General features: G+C 69.7%; 15 protein-coding genes and 1 pseudogene. 7 read left to right on the top strand and 9 right to left on the bottom strand.

All coding sequences use genetic code 11. The features are described 5' to 3' along the window. Nucleotides 1-4 precede the first annotated feature (4 nt). From D1409_RS12280 to D1409_RS12270, 3 genes are all read left to right on the top strand, one after another. Nucleotides 5-1633, top strand: a complete 1629-nt coding sequence (locus D1409_RS12280) for a DUF3604 domain-containing protein (protein ID WP_123537625.1) — start codon at nt 5-7, stop codon at nt 1631-1633. Nucleotides 1634-1731: 98 nt separating this feature from the next. Further along, the gene (locus D1409_RS12275; protein WP_123537279.1) at nt 1732-4023 is read left to right on the top strand and encodes a methyl-accepting chemotaxis protein; all 2292 of its coding nucleotides are present in this window, start codon (nt 1732-1734) and stop codon (nt 4021-4023) included. 3 nt (nt 4024-4026) lie between these two features. Next, the gene (locus D1409_RS12270; RefSeq protein ID WP_123537278.1) at nt 4027-4755 is read left to right on the top strand and encodes a bacteriorhodopsin; all 729 of its coding nucleotides are present in this window, start codon (nt 4027-4029) and stop codon (nt 4753-4755) included. Nucleotides 4756-4902: 147 nt separating this feature from the next. Here D1409_RS12270 and D1409_RS12265 read toward each other — a convergent pair. Both D1409_RS12265 and D1409_RS12260 read right to left on the bottom strand, forming a co-directional pair. Beyond that, nucleotides 4903-5742 (bottom strand): annotated as a pseudogene (locus tag D1409_RS12265) (transcription initiation factor IIB); the annotation flags it as partial. A 484-nt stretch (nt 5743-6226) separates the two neighbouring features. Beyond that, a complete protein-coding gene (locus tag D1409_RS12260) occupies nt 6227-6688 on the bottom strand; it encodes a MaoC/PaaZ C-terminal domain-containing protein (RefSeq protein ID WP_123537277.1) in 462 nt (153 codons plus the stop codon). A gap of 110 nt (nt 6689-6798) precedes the next feature. On the opposite strand from D1409_RS12260, the gene D1409_RS12255 reads away from it, so the two are divergent. Both D1409_RS12255 and D1409_RS12250 read left to right on the top strand, forming a co-directional pair. Further along, nucleotides 6799-7779 carry a 3-hydroxyacyl-CoA dehydrogenase family protein gene (locus tag D1409_RS12255; RefSeq protein ID WP_123537276.1) on the top strand — a complete coding sequence of 327 codons (981 nt, stop codon included), beginning with the start codon at nt 6799-6801 and terminating at the stop codon, nt 7777-7779. Between the two features lie 158 nt (nt 7780-7937). After that, nucleotides 7938-8465, top strand: coding sequence for a DUF2391 family protein (locus tag D1409_RS12250; protein WP_123537624.1), 528 nt, complete (start codon nt 7938-7940; stop codon nt 8463-8465). A 39-nt stretch (nt 8466-8504) separates the two neighbouring features. Here D1409_RS12250 and mce read toward each other — a convergent pair whose 3' ends face one another. Next, complete coding sequence (gene mce / locus D1409_RS12245; protein WP_123537275.1) at nt 8505-8894, bottom strand: methylmalonyl-CoA epimerase; 390 nt, start codon at nt 8892-8894, stop codon at nt 8505-8507. Nucleotides 8895-9618: 724 nt separating this feature from the next. Here mce and D1409_RS12240 point away from each other — a divergent pair. Together D1409_RS12240 and D1409_RS12235 are read left to right on the top strand one after the other, a co-directional pair. Continuing rightward, entirely contained in the window at nt 9619-10722 is a 1104-nt protein-coding gene (locus tag D1409_RS12240; RefSeq protein WP_123537274.1) for an aminotransferase class V-fold PLP-dependent enzyme, read from the top strand. Between the two features lie 206 nt (nt 10723-10928). Beyond that, complete coding sequence (locus tag D1409_RS12235; RefSeq protein ID WP_123537273.1) at nt 10929-11366, top strand: NUDIX domain-containing protein; 438 nt, start codon at nt 10929-10931, stop codon at nt 11364-11366. Nucleotides 11367-11381: 15 nt separating this feature from the next. Here the strand turns inward: D1409_RS12235 and D1409_RS12230 are convergent, their stop codons facing one another. The 6 genes from D1409_RS12230 to D1409_RS12205 all read right to left on the bottom strand — a co-directional run bounded on the left by D1409_RS12230 (nt 11382) and on the right by D1409_RS12205 (nt 19357). Beyond that, nucleotides 11382-11999, bottom strand: coding sequence for a DUF998 domain-containing protein (locus D1409_RS12230; protein ID WP_123537272.1), 618 nt, complete (start codon nt 11997-11999; stop codon nt 11382-11384). 150 nt (nt 12000-12149) lie between these two features. Continuing rightward, a complete protein-coding gene (locus D1409_RS12225; protein ID WP_123537271.1) occupies nt 12150-13835 on the bottom strand; it encodes an acyl-CoA mutase large subunit family protein in 1686 nt (561 codons plus the stop codon). A gap of 97 nt (nt 13836-13932) precedes the next feature. Further along, the gene (locus D1409_RS12220) at nt 13933-14343 is read right to left on the bottom strand and encodes a hypothetical protein (protein ID WP_123537270.1); all 411 of its coding nucleotides are present in this window, start codon (nt 14341-14343) and stop codon (nt 13933-13935) included. A 77-nt stretch (nt 14344-14420) separates the two neighbouring features. Further along, a complete protein-coding gene (locus tag D1409_RS12215; RefSeq protein ID WP_123537269.1) occupies nt 14421-16409 on the bottom strand; it encodes an FG-GAP repeat protein in 1989 nt (662 codons plus the stop codon). 122 nt (nt 16410-16531) lie between these two features. After that, nucleotides 16532-18877 carry a glycoside hydrolase family 2 TIM barrel-domain containing protein gene (locus D1409_RS12210; protein ID WP_123537268.1) on the bottom strand — a complete coding sequence of 782 codons (2346 nt, stop codon included), beginning with the start codon at nt 18875-18877 and terminating at the stop codon, nt 16532-16534. 75 nt (nt 18878-18952) lie between these two features. Next, complete coding sequence (locus D1409_RS12205) at nt 18953-19357, bottom strand: SRPBCC family protein (RefSeq protein ID WP_123537267.1); 405 nt, start codon at nt 19355-19357, stop codon at nt 18953-18955. Nucleotide 19358 lies beyond the last annotated feature (1 nt).

Raw genomic sequence — 19358 nt, 5'->3', positions numbered from 1 at the left:
CTCGATGCTGACGAAGGCCCTCGAATCGGTGAAGGTCTTCGCCGAGAACAACCCCTCGCTCTCCGAACTCGCGCGGGGCCGCCGCCGGCAGTTCGACGACGTGGAGTGCGTCCTCCCCTCGCGCGTCGTCACCACCGAACCGCTGTCGGCCACGATCTCCGTCTGGGACGAGTACCTCCGCCTCCTCCCCGAGTACGACGGCGAATTCACGGTCGAGAGCACCGACCCGGAGGCGATCCACCCCGAGCGACTCGACTTCGAGTTGACCGACGAGGCGGTCACCGAACTGGAGGGAATCACCTTCGAGACGCCCGGCGTGCAGTACCTCGTCCTCACCGACGAGCGGGGTCGCCGGTTCGTCAGCAACCCGGTGCAGGTCTTCGCGGCGGAACCGGAGTATCGCCTCTACTGGGGTGACATCCACCTCCACTCGCAGTTCTCCGACGGCGCGGGCTCGATGAGCAAGGGGTTCGAGTTCGGCCGCGACGTGATGGACCTCGACGTCGTGGCCTACACGGACCACGACACGATGGGATTCTTCATCCCGCCGAAGCTCCAGCGCCGGCGGATGCACCGGAAATACTTCGAGCGGATGAAGACCGTCACGAAGCACTTCCACGACCCCGGCGAGTTCGTGACGCTGTTCGGTTACGAGTGGACGAAACAGCCGAACATGGGCGGACACGTCAACGTCTACTTCGAGGGCGTCGACGAGGCCGAGCTGTTCGACTCGCTCGACACCGACACGAACCGCTACGAGAAGCTGTTCCGCCGCCTGCAGGACTGGCGCGAGGAGACGGGCAACGACGTGCTCGCCATTCCGCACCACCCCGCCGAGGCGATGTACCCCTTCGACTTCTCGAACGTCGACTACGACGACGACATCGCGCCGCTCGTCGAGGTGTACTCCCAGTGGGGGTCCAGCGAGCTGCCCCGCGACGACGGCAACCCGCGCCCGGTCGAGATGGGGCAGGGCGAGATGGGCGAGCCCGGTCACTACGTCCAGGACGCCCACGAACTGGGCTATCGCGTCGGCATGATGGGGTCGTCCGACTTCCACGCGCCCCGGCCGGGGCGGTCGCACATCCACCTGCCGCCTCATCTGCCCTCGCTCTCCGATATCTGGGAGGACGGGATTGGCTGGGGCCACATCTGGCGGATCTGGGACGAGGGGAGCTACCCCGGCGGGCTGACGGGGTTCTACGCGTCGGACCTCTCGCGGGAGAGCGTCTTCGAGAGCCTCCGCTCGCGGCGCGTCTACGGCACCAGCCAGCCCCACCGGACGCTCGTGGAGTTCTCCGTCGACGGGACGGCGGTCGGCGAGGACGATAGTACTGTCACCGCCGACGGCGAGCGCACGATAAAGTGGCTGGTCGCGGGGACGGCGCCCATCGAACGGATCACCGTGGTCAAGAACAACGAGAACTGGCACGTCGTCGCCGGGACGGCCGACGAGTCGGCGGGGCTCGACGCGTTCACGGACGCCGGCGAGGTCGTCGACGACGGATCGGTGACGGGGATGCACTGGGACGAAGAGCGCGGGAGTGACGCCGACGTGTACTACCTGCGCGTCGAGCAGGCCGACGACGGGATGGCGTGGGCCGGGCCGGTGTGGGTCGAGCCCGCCGCCTGACACGCCGCGCGTCAGGGACCGAGCGCCGCGCCGATCCGCTATCAGCCCTGAGAATCGCGTACGAACGCTTTACACGGAGTATTCCTCTGTACCAGACGATGACATCTGATGCACCCTCTCTTCTTCCCGGAGTGATCAGGCGGTCGTACGCCGCCCGCCTCGGGGTCGCGCTCGCGGTGGCCGTGGTGGTGATGGTCGGGTTCGGGGCCGTCATCAGCACGCAGGCCTCCGCGACGCTGCAGGAGGACGTGGAGAGCGACCTCAAGACGCTCTCCGAGACCCGGACGGCCGAACTCGACGCGTGGCTCGGCAGCGTCCAGCGCGAGGCGGTCCTCACGTCGCAACTCGAGACGATGCGCTCGGGCGACGGCGACGCTATCGACCGCGAACTCACCGACCTCGTCGAGTCCGGCAGCGTCCCGCCCGACGTGGTCGGGATCCACTACCTCGACACCGAGTCGATGGTGTTCCGCGAGAGCACGAACGACGACCTCGAAGGGATGAGTCCGGCCGAACAGGGCGCGCCCTTCGCGACCGACCCGCCGCAGTTCGACGGCCCGAACGACGTGTACGTCTCCGAACCGTTCGAGGTGCCGGCGGTCGACCACCCGATCATCGCGGTCGTGACGCCGGTCCCCGGTGCCGAGAACCGCGCGCTCGTGTTCATGACCGACCTCGCGGCCCGCTCCGAGACGCTGGGCGACGCGAACGGCGACACGTCGACCGTCGTCGTCAACAGCGCCGGCCAGTACGTCGCACACCCGAACCAGAGCCGGATCCTGACCGACCAGGACGCCACGGGCATGGAGACGGGAGCGGACGCGGACGCGAACGCGACGTTCATGGACGACGGCGAGATGCTCATGGCGAGCACGCTCATGGAGACGAAAGACTGGACGGTCATGATCCACTCGCCGAAGGAGACCGCCTACGCGCTCGGGTCGCAGATCAACTCCGACCTCGTCGGACTCGTCCTGCTGGCGATCATCAACCTCGGGCTGATCGGGGTGACGATCGGGAGCAACACGCTCATCTCGCTGCGACGGGTGTCCGAGCGGGCGCAGGCGATGGCCGACGGCGACCTCGAAGTCGACCTGGCGACCACCCGAGAGGACGAGATCGGGGCGCTCTACCGGTCGTTCCAGGACCTGCGCGACTCCATCCGCGAGAAGATCGCGGAGGCGGAGTCGGCCAGGGAGGACGCCGAGGACGCGCGACAGCGCGCCGAGCAGGAGGCCGCCGAGATGGAGTCGATGACGACCCACCTCGAGACGAAGGCCGCAGAGTACGGGGACGTGCTCTCCGACGCCGCGGACGGCGACCTCACGAAGCGCGTGACGCCCGAGAGCGAGAACGCGTCGATGACGTCGGTCGGCGAGAGCATCAACGCGACGCTCGACGCGCTCGAGGAGACCATCGCGGAGATGAAGTCCTTCGCCGGCGACGTGTCGGCCTCCAGCGAACAGGTCGGGACCAACGCCGAGCGGGTCGACCGCGCGAGCGAGCAGGTGACCGCCTCCATCGCGGAGATCTTCGACGGGACGACCGAGCAGTCCGAACGCCTCGAGGGCGCCGCCGGTGAGATGGAGAACCTCTCGGCGACGGCCCAGCAGGTCGCCTCCTCCGCACAGGAGGTCGCGACGACCTCCAACCAGGCCGCCGAGGTCGGCGAGGAGGGCCGCGAGGCCGCACAGCGCGCCATCGAGGAGATGAGCGCCATCGAGGGCGAGACCGACGAGACCGTCCGCGCGATCAACGACCTCGACGACGAACTCGACGAGATCGGACAGATCGTGAGCGTCATCACGGAGATCGTCGAGCAGACGAACATGCTGGCGCTGAACGCCTCGATCGAGGCGGCACACGCCGACGGCGACGGCGCCGGCTTCGCCGTCGTCGCCGACGAGATCAAGGGGCTGGCCGAGGAGACCAAGGACGCCGCGGGCGACATCGAGGACCGCATCGACGGGATCCAGTCGCAGGCCAGCGAGACGGTCGACACGATGGAGTCGACGAGTCAGCGGGTCACCGACGGCGTGGGGACGGTCGAGGAAGCCGTCGACGCGCTGGAGACCATCGTCGAGTACACCGAGGAGGTCGACACCGGCATCCAGGAGATCGACGACGCGACCGAGGAGCAGGCGCGGACGGCGCAGGAAGTGATGGAGACGATCGACGCGCTGACGGCGATCAGCCAGCAGACCGCGACCGAGGCGGACACGGTGGCCGGGGCGGCCGACGACCAGTCCCAGTCCATCGACGAGGTCGCGGCCTCGGCGACGGACCTCCGTCAGCGAGCGGACGAGCTGGAGGCGGCACTGTCGCGCTTCGAGACGCGGACGGGCGGCGGGAGCGCGGGATCGACTGCGACCGCGGTGACTGACGATTAGACAATGCTCGGAATTACAACCTGGTTCACCATCGGCACGCTCGGGATGGTCGTCGGGACGGTCATGCTGGCCTACGGCGTGACGCTGGTCCCGACGGAACGACGACGGATACTCGCTCTCACAGCGATCGTCCCCGGTATCGCCGCGGTCGCCTACGGAGCGATGGCGATCGGACTCGGGGGACTCACGACGGCCAGCGGGTCCGTCGTCTACGTCCCCCGGTACGTCGACTGGCTCCTCACGACGCCGATCCACGTGGCGGTCATCGCGCTCGTCGTCGGTGCGTCGACCGCGCTCGTCGCACGGCTGGCGACGCTCCAGGCGCTGACCGTCGTCTTCGGGTTCGTCGGCGCGACGCTGTCCGCGCCGCTGAACTGGCTGCTGTACCTGGTCGGGAGCGTCTGCTTCGCGGCGGTCGTGTATCTGTTGTTCACCGACGCGGAAGCGCTCGCGGCCGAGGAATCGGACGACGTCGCGAGCCTGTTCCGCAAGCTCAGGTCGTTCGTCGTCGTCCTCTGGCTGGTGTACCCGGTGATCTGGGTGCTCGCACCCGCGGGCGTCGGCCTCATGGACACCGAGACGTCGGCGCTCGTCGTCACGTACATCGACGTGGTCGCGAAGGTCGGCTTCGGCCTCATCGCGATCAACGACTTCGCCAGCATGGCCGCCGCCAGCGACGAGACGGCCGAGGTCGACGCCGCCGTCGGCGAGGGCGCGGCGACCGCCGACTGACGGCGGAGACGTCTTTTCGGGGTAGAACGCCGCCCAGCGACCGCGATACCTGTCGCTCACCGGTCGGTGCGTGGAGAAGGAAGTCGACGGCAGTCGGCCGTCGATGTCGGACGAACGAAGCCGGTCACCGGGTCGGCGCGGCGCCTATCAGTGGATGCCCATCGCTTCGATCTGTTCCTGGTACCGGTTCCGAATGGTGACTTCCGTCACCTGGGCCACGTCGGCGACCTCGCGCTGGGTCTTCTTCTCGTTGCAGAGCAGCGAGGCCGCGTAGATGGCCGCGGCGGCGTAGCCGGTCGGGGACTTGCCCGAGAGCAGGCCCTTCTCGGCGGTGACGTCGATGATCTCGTTGGCTTTCGCCTGTACTTCCTCGCTGAGTTCCAGCTCGGAGACGAAGCGGGGGACGTACTGCTTCGGGTCGACCGGCTCCATCTTGAGACTGAGTTCCTGTGCCACGTAGCGATAGGTCCGGCCGATCTCCTTCTGCTCGACGCGGGAGACCTCGGAGACCTCCTCGAGGCTGCGCGGGATGTCCTCCTGTCGGCAGGCGGCGTACAGACAGGCGGTGGCGACGCCCTCGATGGACCGGCCGCGGATGAGGTCTTCGTCGAGCGCGCGGCGATAGATGACCGACGCGACCTCGCGGACCGAGCGCGGGACGCCCAGCGCCGAGGCCATGCGGTCGATCTCGGAGAGCGCGAACTGGAGGTTGCGCTCGCCGGCGTCTTTCGTTCGGATGCGCTCCTGCCACTTGCGCAGGCGGTGCATCTGACTGCGCTTCTCGGAGGACAGGGAGCGCCCGTAGGCGTCCTTGTCCTTCCAGTCGATCTGGGTGGTCAGCCCCTTGTCGTGCATCGTCTGGGTGGTCGGCGCGCCCACCCGCGATTTCTCCTGTCGTTCGCTGTGATTGAACGCTCGCCACTCCGGCCCGCGGTCGATGTTGCCCTCGTCGATGATGAGACCGCAGTCCTCGCACACTACCTCGCCGCCGTGCGCGCGCCGGGCGAGCGCCGCCCACAAAAACACCCCCCCCACCCGCGTTTAAGGCAGCCCCCCCCTGCCCCCGCACACCCCCCCCCCGCCGCCGGCGCTGGGCCCGCGGGCGCACGACTCACACTCCGGACACTCCTGCTGTTCGGCCTGTTCGTCCGCTGTTTCCTCCTCTTTTTCCTCGGACTCCACGCGCTCGCGCTGGCGGCTCGGCCGTTCCATTGTTCTTATATAGACAAATTTTGGGGACGTATAAACCCTTCGCCACCCTTTCGTCGCATGTCAGCCGACACAACGGGACCGATCGCACATATTCGGGTATAGGGCGTTCGAATACGGGGTATCTGCGGGCAGGGTCGGACTGGAGACACGTGTCTGACATGCGTACGACGACGACGTTCCCCGGGTGGCCGTGGGCGGGTCGTTCTGTTCGTTCGGTAGGAACCCGGCGGACGGACGCGCCTCGGTCGGTCCCGTCGGCTCAGTTCCGGCGCTTCACGAGGAACTTCATGTCGCCGGCGAACACGGACTCACCGTCCTGGTTCGCCATATCGCTGTCGAGGACGACGAGCCCGGCGTCGTCGCGACTGGAGACGTCGCGCGTCTCGGTCACCTCGAACTCGGCGGAGACGGTGTCGCCGGCGTACACCGGTGCGGGGATGTCCATGTAGTTCATCCCGAGGAAGGCGACGACGCGGCGTTCGAGGAAGCCACAGCGGTAGACGAACCCCGTCGCCAGGACGAACGTCATCGGCCCCTGCGCGACGCGCTCGTCGAACGGTCCGTCCTCGGCGTACTCCGCGTTGGTGTGCAGCTCCGTCCAGTCGCCGGAGAAGGCCGAGTGCAGGACGAAATCAGCCTCCGTGACGGTGCGCCCGACGCTCTCGAAGGTCTGGCCCGCCTCGAACTCCTCGAAGTACTGCGGTTCGTAGCTGTACGGCATACGCGACGTGTTGGCGCGCAAACAGCATAACTCGGGGGGTGGGAGAAGGGACGCCGCGCGGACCCGCCGAGGCGAAAACGCTTAATCGGGTAGGCGCTCGCATGGGGTGTATGGACGTTGCCGTACTGGGCGCGGGCGCGGCGGGCCGGGGAATCGCGCAGTCGTGCGCCGCCGCTGGCCACGGCGTGACACTCCACGACGACGACGCGAACGTCGTCATGGACGCCATCGACGCGGTCGGCGCGGGGCTCGACAACGCCGTGGCGGCCGGAGACCTGGCCGCCGGCGCGCGCGACGAGGCGGACGACCGTATCGAAGCGACGACCGGCCTGGCCGGCGCCGTCGCCGACGCCGACCTCGTGATCGAGGCGACGGACGCCGACCGCGCCGAGCGACGCGACCTGTTCGCCGACGTGGAGGAGCACGTCGACGAGGCGACGCTCATCGCGACCAGCGGCGCCGCGGTGTCGGTCACGGCCGTCGCGGCCGGCCTCAAGAACCCCGGTCGCGCCGTCGGGTTGCACTTCGTCGACCCCCCCGACGCGCCGCTGGTCGAGGTCGTCGTCGCCGAGCAGACGACCGAACCGACGCGGGACGCGGCCGTCTCGTTCGTCGACGGACTCGGTCTCGAGGCCATCGTCGTGCGGGACACGCCGGGTTTCGCGGCGACGCGACTCGGACTCGCGCTCGCCGTCGAGGCGATGCAGATGATAGACGACCGGGCGGCGGGCGTCGAGGCGGTCGACCGCGCGACGACCGCGGGCCACGACCACCCGGTCGGGCCGCTCGCCGCCGCGGACGAACGGGGCCTCGACGTCACGCTCGACGCGCTGGACCACCTCGCCGACTCGCTCGGCGACCGGTTCACGCCGCCGCCCGTCCTCCGGGAGAAGGTCGCCGCCGGCCAACTGGGCCGCAAGACCGGCGAGGGGTTCTACGTCTGGGAGGGCGGCGAGCCGACCGAACCGAGCGACCCCGACCCGACGCCGGACCTGCGGGCGGAGACGCCCGTCGACCCCGAAGACCAGGCGGAACCCGACGACGACTCCCCCGGCCCCGACGACGGCCCCGTCGGACCGGGTGAGGGATGAGCGACCGGAGCGAGGAGCGCCGGAGTCGGACCGACGAGTTCGACGACGACCAGTGGTACAGCGAAGGCGAGATCCCGGACGACTGGGACGGGGGCGGGGGAGGGAGACGCCCGGCCGGAGCGCCGTCGGCGAAGTCAGGTGACGACGGCGACCCGGACATGGGCGACCTCTTCGACGAACTCGAGCAACTCGAGGAGACCGTCGACTCGCACGAGGAGCGCGAGCAGGTCCGCGAGACGATGCGGATGATGATGGACGTACAGGAGCCCGCGGTGTTCGGGCGCGTCGTCTTCGGGTTCGACCGGAGCGACGCCGCCGAGTCGCTGCTGGGCGCGCTCCTCTTCGGCATCCCGATGTTCGTCGAGGGCGGGACCGAGGAGGTCGGACTGTTCTTATCCCAGCGCCCGCACTACTTCCTCCTCACGAACGTGCTGACAGTCGCCCTCGTCCTCGGAATTCTCTACGTGGCGGACTTCCAGGACGTGCGCGTCCACAACCCGATCCTCGGTGTTCTCCCGCGGAAGTTACTCGGCGTGCTCACCATCCCGCTCCTGACCGCGCTCGTCGTGATGACCGCCTGGGGTCGCATCGACTGGGCGGAGCCGTGGCTCGCGGTCTGTCAGGTCAGCGTCGCGCTCGTCCCGATGGCGATCGGTGCGGCGCTCGGGGACCTGCTGCCGGGGTAGCCGCTCCGCGTCTCGGCGGGCGTCCGACATCGATCCCGCTCAGTGCTCGACGAACTCGATCAGGACGCCGCCGGTCGATCCGGGGTGGAGGAAGGCGACGTCGTGGCCCCACGCGCCCGGCCGCGGTTCCTCGTCGATGAGGGAGACGCCCGCGGCGCGCGCGGCGTCGAGCGCGTCGTCGATGTCGTCGGTGCGGAGCGCGAGGTGGTGAACGCCCGGCCCCCGTTTATCGAGATAGTTGGGGATCGGGCCCTCGGCGTCGTCGGTCGGTTCGAGCAACTCGAAGTAGCCGTTTCCCAGGTCGAGGAAGGCGACTCGCAGTTCGCCGAACGTCTCCTCGTGGGCGACTGAGGCGTCGAACAGCGTGCCGTACAGGTCGATGAGGGTATCGCGGTCGTCGGTCGCGATGCCCGCGTGATCGAACTCCATGCCGGCGCTTCGGCCGTCCGGGGCTTAATGCCCGGCGTCGCTCTCCATCGGTCGGTGAGACGGTGATCGGAGTCGCGTGCTCGCTAGGAGGTGGTTCAGCCCCAGTCGACAGCATGCGTTGTAAACCCTCGATCCGCTCGCTCTGAGTTGGCTCGACCGCAGGAGACCGCAGGCGACGAAAGCCCTCGGCCCGCTCGCGGTCGCTGAGCAGGATATCTCCGTTCGCTTCGCTCACTCCGATAGTGCCTGCTCAGACGACTGAACTGAACGCGAGCGCCTCACGGCTCCTGCCGGTCGCCGTTCGGCCAGCCGTGGCGCTCCCTGCGTCTGCTCACGGGCGGCGAAGCCGCCCGTTCGCATGGTATGAGGGACCGACGGTCCCTCACTAGTCGCGCCACGCGCGCCTCGCCCTTTCAGTCCACCAGGAAACGACGACCGCTCCGCACGGCAGCGCAGACGGCCTCACACCTCCCCAGCCGACTTGTTCGCCTTCGGCTCACTCGTCCACCGGAAGACTCCCTTCGGTCGTCTTCCGAGCCTTCGTTCACTCCGTTCACGAAGACCTCGCACGACTACGGCTCGCGATGAAACGCGAGCCAGCGCGCGCCACCGCACCGCTCCCCTACTCACTCGATCACTACCAGTGAGTACAACCGTCGGCGAGCGGCCAGCGTGCCAGTCGTGTGACGGGTGGTTTAACGGGATTCGGTCCGTCGACTCGGACATGACGCCCGAGGAACTCCGCGCGGACATCCCGGCGCTCGACGAGGCCGTCTACCTCAACACCGGTGCGGGCGGACCGAGCCCCCGTCGGGTCGTCGATGCCACCGAGGCCGCGCTGGAATACCACGAGTACGAGGCGCCCGCCGGCGCGGGCACCTACGGCGCCCTGTTCGAATCGCTCGACGAGACCCGCGAAGTCGTCGCCGACCACCTCGGCGCCGACCCCGAGTCCGTCGCGCTCACCCAGAGTACGACCGACGGCATCGGACGCATCGCCGCCGCGATGGACTGGGAGCCCGGCGACGTGGTCGTCCGCACCGACCAGGAGCACTCCGCCGGGATCCTCCCCTGGCAGCGCCTCCGCGACACGCACGGCATCGAAGTGCGCGTCGTCGACGCGGTCGGCGGCGACGTCGACCGCGACGAGTGGAAATCCGCCGTCGCCGACGCGAAACTCGCACTCTTCAGCTCCCTGACGTGGACCGACGGCGCCCGGCTTCCCGTCACCGAGCTCACGGACGTCGCGCAGGATGCCGGCGCACGCGTGCTCGTCGACGCCGTCCAGTCGGTCGGTCAGCGCCCCGTCGACGTCGAGGCCTGGGGCGCAGACGCCGTCGCGGCGGCCGGCCACAAGTGGCTGCTGGCCCCCACCGGCACCGGCTTCCTCCACGTCGACGACGAGTTCGCACAGCCCCTCGAACCCGCACAGGTCGGTTACATGGGCGTCGAGGATCCCGAGGCCGACCCGGCACCGCTCAAGCCCGACGCCCGGCGGTTCGAGATCGGGAGCGTCTCGCCGGTGCCGTACGCCGGCCTTCGCGAGGGCATCGCGACCATCGAGGACGTGGGCTTCGACACCATCGCCGACCGCGTCGAGCGACTGACCGACCGCCTCAAGGACGGACTGGGCGACCGCCTCGTCTCCGCGGAGTCCTACGAGTCCGGCCTCGTCTCGTTCAGGGCCGACGACCCGATCGAGGTCGCCCAGCGACTCGTCGACGAGGGGATCCGCGTGCGAGACATCCCGCCGACCGGGACCGTCCGCGTCTCCGTCCACGTGTTCAACACCGCCGACGATATCGACGCACTGCTCGACGCGCTCTGACTTCGGAACCGGCGCGCGCTGTCGCCCCTCTCGTGCCGCGCCGGCATCGTGCGAGTCTCCACCAGCCTGCGAGAGCAGGTCGGAGTAGTTCCTCGATTACAGCCCCCGAGAGCGGGCGAAACGACCGTGAACGGCCGTAATAAATGGGCACACTCGGCGCGAACACACAAGAGCGATTATCGACCACATACCAGACGAGGGACGAGATGGAAGACTACGCCTACGTCGTCAACGTGGACGGTGTCGTCGCGCGCGGCGACGAGTATCTCCTGATCGAGCGCGGAGCGGACGAGGACCACGCACCCGGCGTCCTCGGCCTCCCCGGTGGCAAACTCGAAGCGCCGCCGGGAACCGACGACGCGCTCGAAGCGACGGTCAGACGCGAGATCCACGAGGAGGTCGGTGTCGACGTCGGCGCCGTCGAGTACGTCTGCAGCAGCACCTTCGAGACGGACACCGGCGACCAGTGTCTCAACATCGTCACGCTCTGCGAGTACGAGAGCGGCGAAGCCACCCCACGGGCCACGGACGAAGTCGCGGCGGTCCACTGGCTCACCGAAGACGAACTCCGAGCCCGGGAGGACGTGCCTGCGTTCACCGAGCGCTACGTCGAGCGGGCCGACGCCGTCCGCGAGCGGAACTGAACCGACGCACGCGGCTCAGAGTCGGTCGCGCTCGACGCGCAACCGGCGGAGTTCGTCGACGGCGATCCAGCCGCCCCAGAGCGCGAACGCGACGGAGCCGACGAGTTCCGGGATGGCGATACCGGGCGGGAACCAGGGGAAGAGCGCCCACCAGGCCCACGAGACGAGGTGGAGGACGCCGGCGAGCACGAGGACGAGCCCTCGAACCGGCCGGTCGTCGGCGTAGTCGCCGGCGCCCCAGAGGAGGACGGCGAGCGTCAGGAAGAGGAAGAAGGGGATGGCGACGACGCCGTGGAGGGGATGCGGGAGCGGAAACACGCCGACGAGGGCCATGAAGGCCATCGCGAGCAGGCCGAAGAGAGCGCCGGCGGTGCGGATCGGGTGGTCGGTGTCGGCGAGGACGGAGACGACGAAGCCGACGCCGAGCGCGCCGCCGACGAGGAGGGAACCGTTGAAGATCGGGGCCGTGACAGCGCCGCGAGCGCCGAGATCCGAGAGGGCGTTGACGAACGGCGAGAACCAGGGCGCGGCGATCATCGCGTAGGAGACGCCGCCGAACGCGACGACGACGGCGGCGAGTCCGACGACGGGCGGGACCCGCGGGAGGGCGGGGTCGTACTGGGACTGGGCCATACGGCCGGGTGCGCCCGCCCCGAGGAAAAAGCAACTGGTCGGGAGGAAATCGTAACTGGTCGGCACGTGGCGGCCCGCGCCGAACGCGCGCTCGGCCGACCGAGGCCGCGACGGGCAGAGGGCCGGGCACGTGGCCGTATCGAGACCCGCTCACATCGCCGCGCCGGGCTGGTACTCGCCGAAGACGTCCCGCAACACGTCGCAGATCTCGCCGGTCGTCGCGTAGGTCTTCACCGCGTCGACGAGGGAGGGCATCAGGTTCTCGTCGCCCTCGGCGGCGTCGTGCAGGGCGGCGAGCGCGGCCTCGACCGCCTCGTCGTCGCGCTCCGCCTTGACGGACTCCAGGCGCTCGATCTGGTTCCGTTCCTGCTCCTCGGGCACTTCCTCGATGTCGGCGTCCTGTGCGTCCTCCTCGACGGTGTACTCGTTGACGCCGACGATGATCCGCTCGCCCGACTCGATGGCCTCCTGGCGCTCGTAGGCCACGTCCTGGATCTCCCGCTGGACCCACCCGCTCTCGATGGCCTGGCGCATCCCGCCGCGCGAATCGATCGCTTCCAGTATCTCGCGCGCCTCGGCCTCGACCTCGTCGGTGAGCGACTCGACGTAGTAGCTCCCGCCGAGCGGGTCGATGGTGTCGGCCGCACCCGACTCGTGGGCCAGTATCTGCTGGGTCCGCAGCGCGGTCCGCACGGACTGCTCGGTTGGGAGCGAGAGCGCCTCGTCCTTGCCGTTGGTGTGGAGGCTCTGCGTCCCGCCGAGGACTGCGGCGAGCGCCTGGTAGGCGACGCGGACGACGTTGTTCTCGATCTGCTGGGCGGTCAGCGTCGACCCGGCCGTCTGGGTGTGGAATTTTAACTGTCGGGAGGCGGGCTTCTCGGCGTCGAAGCGCTCGGTCATGATCGACTGCCACATCCGGCGGGCGGCCCGGAACTTCGCGACCTCTTCGAGGATGTTGTTGTAGGAGGCGAAGAAAAAGGAGAGCTGTGGGGCGAACTCGTCGACGTCGAGGCCCGCCTCCTGTGCGGCCTCGACGTACTCGATGCCGTCGGCGAGGGTGAAGGCGATCTCCTGTGCGGCGGTCGACCCGGCCTCGCGGATGTGATACCCCGAGATAGAGATGGTGTTGAAGTTGGGAACCTCCGCGGCGCAGTACTCGAAGATGTCCGTGATGATGCGCATCGACGGCTCCGGCGGGTAGATGTACGTGTTCCGGGCGATGTACTCCTTGAGCACGTCGTTCTGGATCGTCCCGCGAAGCTCCTCGCGGGGGACTCCCTGCTGGTCGCCGATGGCGATATACATGGCGAGCAGGACGCTCGCGGGCGCGTTGATCGTCATCGACGTGCTCACCTCGTCCAGCGGGATCCCGTCGAACACCGTCTCCATGTCCCGGAGCGAGTCGATAGCGACGCCCGCTTTCCCCACCTCGCCGGCGGCCATGCCGGCGTCGGAGTCGTAGCCCATCTGCGTTGGGAGGTCGAACGCCATCGAGAGGCCGGTCTGCCCCTCGTCCATGAGGTAGTTGAAGCGCTCGTTGGTCTCGGTGGCGGTGCCCATGCCGGCGTACTGGCGCATGGTCCACAGGCGCCCGCGGTACATCGTGGAGTAGACGCCGCGCGTGTACGGTTCCTCGCCGGGGAAGCCCAGATCCTCCTCGTAGTCGAGGTCGGCGACGTCGGCCGGGGTGTACAGCGCGTCGACTTCCTGGCCGCCGGTGTCGGTCTCGAAGGGGTCCTCGCGCTCCCCGAACCTGTCGACGGTCGGTCCGTACGTCTCGGCCTCCCACTCCTCGCGGCCCTCCCGGATGGTCGCGAGGTCGTCGGGGTCGAACATACCCCACGGTTAGCGCGGCGGCCCCTTAGCCGTTGGCGGCGATTCGACGGTTCGTTCACGTGAACGGGGAGCGAACACTCGACCGTCTCGCGCCCGGTCAGCCGTCGCTCGGTGTCGCGTTCGATTCGTCGTCGCGGGGACCCTCCGCCAACTGGTCGACGTTCTCGAGCACCATGCCGGTCCCGGCGGCCAGGCCGACGACCCCGGCACCGAAGACGGCGAGCGCAACGGCCAGCGACTCCCCGTCGGAGGCTCCACTCGCGTTCAACACGAGCAGCGCGGTGAACGACACGAGTCCACCGAACGCGCCGCTCGACAGCGACGGGGTGTTCCACGAGGCGATCCGGGCGGTGAGGTCGTAGTGGGCTCTGAACAGGAGTCCGAACCCGAGCGCGTAGACGGCTCCGAGCCCGACGGCTCCGAAGTGCCACCCGGCGAACTCCCACGCGACGGCGCCGACGGCGACGCCGAGGAGGACGCTGAAGGCCCAGTACAGAGCGGGGTGCATACCCGCTGTCCGTCCGCCCCGCTGAAAAGTGTTGCACGTCCGAACAGAGCGGCGGGCTCGGTGGCCGTTCTCGACCACTAGCTCGCGTCTCCGTCGCTGTCGCCGTCGCTGCCGCTGTCGCTGTTTTCACCGTCGCCGCCATCTCCGGTCCCCTCGTCGCCCTCTCCGCTGTCACCGCTATCGTCGCCGTCGTCGCCGCCGGTCCCGTCACCGTCGGTCGTGATGACGAAGTCGTGGTCGGAGACCGGCGTCCCGTAGACGGTCTCGCCGACCAGTCGCGCGGCGAAGTCGTCGGCGGCGAACCCGGTGTCGTCCGCGGGGAAGTCGACGACGAGGTCCTCGTCGCCATCCGTATCGAAGTCGGTCCAGCGACCGTCGCCGACCGCTCGGGCGCCGCCGCCCTCGTCGACCACCCGAGGTGGGCCGAATCGGAGCGTCTCGACGTCGACGAGCGCGGGGTCGAAACGGTCGGTGTGTTCGATCCCGACCGCGATCGCTCCGGGACCGCCGCGAGGGATCTTCGCCGGCCACTCCTCGTCGGGTTCGATGTCGATGGAGATCTCGGGCGACTCCCGCTGGAAGACGGTGACCGTCCCGGTCGGCGCGGCGGACTCCTCGGGCCGTCTCGGCATCGCGGCCATGGAGCTGCCGTCGGCCGCGTCGTCTCGCTGACCCGCGACGGCGACGAGGTACCCGTCGCCGTCGACCGCGACCGACCGCCCGAACCGCGTCACTGCGGCGGGGTCGTCCGGCGTGTGCCTGTGCGACTGCGTCCAGCCGTCCTCGTCGCGGACGTAGACCCGCACACACCCGGTCGACGGCGGCGAGTCGTCGTCCCCATCGGACTCGCCGTCGTCGGAGTCGCTCTCGCCCTCGTCGCCGTCGCTCTCGCCGTCGAAGATGCTGGCGACGACGGCGCTGTCGCCGTCGGCGGCGAGGCCGACACCGGTGCCGAAGCGTTCGCCGGCCGGTCCGCTGTCGGCGACCAGCCGCTGTGCCGAGTGCCACGCGCCCGCGGTGAGCGCGCTCGCGACGCTCGCGGTCTCTCCGGTGGCGACCCCGGAGTCGGAGTCGGAGTCGGAGTCGGTGTCGGAGTCGCTCCCGGTCTGCGAGGGGTCCGGCGCGCCGACGACGGCGTCGCGCCCGTTCGTCGCGACGGCGTGCCCGAACGCGGCACCACCGTCGTCCGGCGCGTCGACGCGGTCGGTCCGACCCCAGGGATCGTCGGCGAAGACGATGACCGCTCCCTCGCCGTCGTTCGCGCCGGGCGCGCCGACCAGCGCCGTCCTGCCGTCGCCGGCGAGCGAGACCGCCGCGCCGGCTCTGTCCCCGGCGCTCCCGTCCGGCGGCGCCAGTTTCTGCGTCTGGGACCACGACGCGTCGCCGTCTTCGTCGGTTCTGTCGAAGACGTACGCCGCGCCGGAAGTCTCCCCGCCGACGCTGTCGCCGGGTGCCCCCGCGAGGACCCGCTCGCCGGCGTCGTCGAGCGCGACGGCCCGTCCCAGTCTGTCCCGGTTCGAGGCGTCCTCGGCGAAGAGTCTCGTCTCGTGGGCCCACTCGTCGTCCTCGCGGACGTAGACGGAGACGGTCCCGCACTGGCCCGCCCGCGCGTCCTCGCCGGGGACGCCGACGGCGATCGTCTCGCCCGCCGCGTCGATCGCGACGGCGTCCCCGACCTCGTCGAGACGCGCTCGATACGGTGGCAGGAGCAGGGCTTCGCGCGTCCAGTCGCCGTCCTCGCGGCGGTAGACCGACACGCCGCCGGGGCGGACGGCGCCGTCCCGTCGCATCGGGTCGCCGACGACGAGCCGTTCCCCCTCGGCATCGAGCGCGAGCGCGCTCCCGAACTCGGCGCTCGCGCCGTCGGCGTCGAGTGCTGCGGCGGTCCAGTCTACCCGGTCGGCGTGGCGCGCGCGGCCGGGCCGCGTCGCGGTCCGAAGGAGGGGTCCGCCGAGCGCGGCGGCCGCGGCCCCCTTCAGAACGGTTCGTCTGGAGACCGCGTACTCCCCCTCGGTCTCGGTCTGTCGGTCGTCCGGGCCGTCGGGCGCGGAGTTACCCGTGTGCATGGGTGGCTGGCCGGAGCGTCGACCCACGCGAGCATTGTAATAGAGGGATTATCCGCCCTCGACGGCAGAGTGTCGCCATCCGAAAATTCCGAGATCTCGCCGTCGAGACTCCCTCTCGCCGGTCAGTTGTGCGACTCGACCGCGACGCTGACGCTGTCGCCGGTCAGCCCGTCGGCCTCGGCCGCGAGTTCGACCGTTCCGCCCTCCCGGCCCGCCCGCACGACCGCGATGCAGGTGCCGTGGTAGGCCGAACGCGTGTCGCCGACCCACGACTCGTCGCTGTCGAGGTCGCCGTTGTCGACGCCGGCGATCTCGCCCGCACCGGAGACTGTGAAGCGGACCTCGTGGTCTGCGCGCGGGACGCGCACCCCCTCGTCGTCGGTGACGGTCGCCTCGACGTAGACCAGGTCCCGGCCGTCCGCCGCGACGCGTTCCCGGTCCGCTTCGAGTTCGACGCGTGCGGGGTCGCCGGCGGTCTCCAGTTCGTGCTCGGCGACGACCTCGCCGTCGTCTTTCGCCACTGCGCGGAGCGTCCCGGGCTCGTAGGGGACCCACCACTCCATCGGGCGCGGGCCGTAGTCGTCGGACCGCTGTGCGCCCAGCAGTTCGTCGTTCTGGTAGAGCTCGACGGTCTCGGCGTTCGTGAAGGTGTAGACGTCGACGAAGCCCTGCGAGTCCTCGCGGTCCGCGAAGTTCCAGTGGGCCGAGAACGGGGGGCCGCTCCAGGCCGGTCGGCAGGCGGGCCGGTCGCGCTCGTGGTCGACGGCGGCGGCGAACACGGTCGGTTCCTCGGACCAGGCGGCCTGGTGGAACCGCCCCGAGGGCTTGATCGCACCGGTGGTGTCGATCAGGCCGGTGGGCCAGCCCTTGCTCGGCCAGTCGCGGGCCTCGCCGAGGTAGTCGATGCCCGGCCAGAGGAACTGCCCGCAGACGTCGTCGCGTTCTTCCACGTCGTACCACGGGTTCCGCGGGACGAACGCGAGCGGGTCGTCGCCCGACCCGCGGAAGAAGCGGCGGTTCTCGGAGCCGAGGACGGGCAGGTCGATGCCCGCCTCGCGGTAGTCGTCGTACCAGTGCTCCTGGTAGTTGCCGACGAGCACGTCCACGTGTTCGGCGACCCGCTCGATGTTGTCGACGACGCCCTCGGTGCCGTCGCCCCACGGCGGGTTGCCGTAGGTGACGGGCCGCGTCGGGTCCATCTCGCTGGCGGCCTCCGTGAGCATCGCGAGGTCATCGATCATCTGGTCCTCGCCCTGGTCGAAGTTCTCGTTGCCGACGCTCCAGAGGACGACCGAGGGGTGGTTGCGGTCGCGGTCGATCATCGCCGCCAGGTCCCGGTCCCACCACTCGTCGAACCACTCGTCGGCGCCCACGTGGCGCCACTTGTCGTACACCTCGTCGATCACGAGGAAGCCCATCCGGTCACAGAGGTCCAGCAGCTCGGGCTGTGGCGGGTTGTGCGCGGTCCGAACGGCGTTACAGCCCAGTTCCTGCAGGGTCTCGAGGCGGCGCTCCAGCGCACGCTCGGTGACGGCCGCGCCGAGACAGCCCGCGTCGTGGTGGAGGTTCACGCCCTTCATGTCGACGGGTTCGCCGTTGAGGAAGAAGCCCGCGTCGGCGGTCCACTCGAAGGTGCGGATCCCGAACGGCGTGACGTAGTCGTCCACGGGCTCGCCCCCTCTGTACACGACGCTTCGCGCGAAATAGCGGGTCGGGTCGTCGAGCGTCCAGCGGTCGGGGTCGGCGACGGAGAGGCGCTGTTCGAACTCGTAACTCTCGGGGGAACCGGGTTCGACCGTCGCTTCGCTCCCCGCGGTCGCGACGACCTCGCCCTCGGCGTCGAGGATGTCGGTCTCCAGGGCGACGTCGACGGGCGCCGCCTCGGCGTTCTCGACCTCGGTCAGCACCTGCACCTCGGCGCGCTGGCGGTTGACGGCGTTCGTCCGCACGTCGGTGCCAAAGGGCGCGACGGCCACCGAGTCGGTCTCGGTCAGATGGACGTCGCGGTAGATGCCCGACCCGGAGTACCAGCGGCTGTGTGGCTGTTCGTCGTTGGCGACGCGGACGGCCAGGGTCTCGCCGCCGTCGACGCCGTACTCGGAGAGGTCGTAGGTGACCGTCGAGTAGCCGTAGGGGCGACTGCCGACGTGTTCGCCGTCGACGTACACGTCGAAGTTGCGGTAGACGCCGTCGAACCGGAGCGTCGGCCGGCCGTCGACGTCCTCGGGGAGGTCGCGGCGATACCAGCCGACGCCCTCGGTGGCGTAGCCCTGCGACGCGCCGCCGGGGTTGTCGGGGTCGAACGGCCCCTCGATGCTCCAGTCGTGCGGGACGTCGACCGTCTCCCAGTCGCCGTCGTCGAGTGCGGGGTCGGCGCCGTCCTCGACGTCGCCGCGCTGGAAGCGCCAGTCGGTCTCCAGGCGACGCGTTCGTCGGTGCTCCTCTGACGGCTCTGCGTCGGTTGGCATACGCTCGCATCACACAGGTCGGTCAACAAGGTTCCGGCTTCGGTCGGTCGTTCCGGGACCGCGACGCCGCGCTCGTCACCCGACGATCGCGTCGAGTCGGCCGGCGATCCGTTCGACAGCGCGCTGGCGTCGCCGGGCGGCGACGCGGCCGACCAGCGGGAGCGGCGTCTCGACTTCGGAGGCGATCTCGACTCGGGTCCCGTCGCCGGCGGGGCGAAGCGTCACAGTAGTCTCCGCCGTCACGATGCCCTGCCCCTCGCCGTAACGCCGGTAGGCGAAGCCGTCGGGGCGCTCCTCGAAGACGAACTCGGGGGCGAGGATCCGACCGTTCGGCCACACGGTGACGACGGTCCGGCCGAGTTCGGTCTCGACCGACTTCACCCGAAAGTCGCCCTCGGCTTCGACGACCGCTTCCGGCGTGAGCCGGTCTGCGACCGTCTCCGGCGGTGCGGAGACGACGCGAGAGATGGCGGCGCGCATG

The organism is Halosimplex salinum, from assembly GCF_003730195.1.
GTDB classification, from domain to species: domain Archaea; phylum Halobacteriota; class Halobacteria; order Halobacteriales; family Haloarculaceae; genus Halosimplex; species Halosimplex salinum.
The sequence above is the reverse complement of the archived record's forward strand: the minus strand, read 5'-3'. Positions and strand labels throughout refer to the sequence as shown.